The sequence below is a fragment of the Gilvimarinus sp. 1_MG-2023 genome (assembly GCF_030548285.1).
This window is the reverse complement of sequence record NZ_JAUOSC010001462.1, coordinates 1-248: the sequence shown is the minus strand read 5'-3', so window position 1 is coordinate 248 and position 248 is coordinate 1. Positions and strand designations below refer to the sequence as shown.

At 51.2% G+C, this 248-nt stretch carries 1 pseudogene; it reads left to right on the top strand.

The features are described from left to right. Positions 1-47: 47 nt before the first annotated feature. Positions 48-248: pseudogene (locus Q4563_RS21675) on the top strand (SHOCT domain-containing protein); the annotation flags it as partial.

The following is a 248-nucleotide window of genomic DNA, read 5'->3' as shown; positions in this document are numbered from 1 at the left end:
ATGCTGTATTGTGGCGACCAATGTACGTCATGCAGCAGGAGGATATTATGAGTAAATTAACAGGCTATGGTCAGGGTGTTGTAAACGACCTGTCCAGCCGCTATGGACTGTCCAGTGACGCGGTCATTTGCATGATTCAGGCTGTTATCAATGGTAACGGCACCATGGCTCAATTCAACTGCCCGGAATTGGGCGGTGGCGGCCAGTGGATGAGTGGTGGCATGACCATGGTGGGCGATATGTTCAAC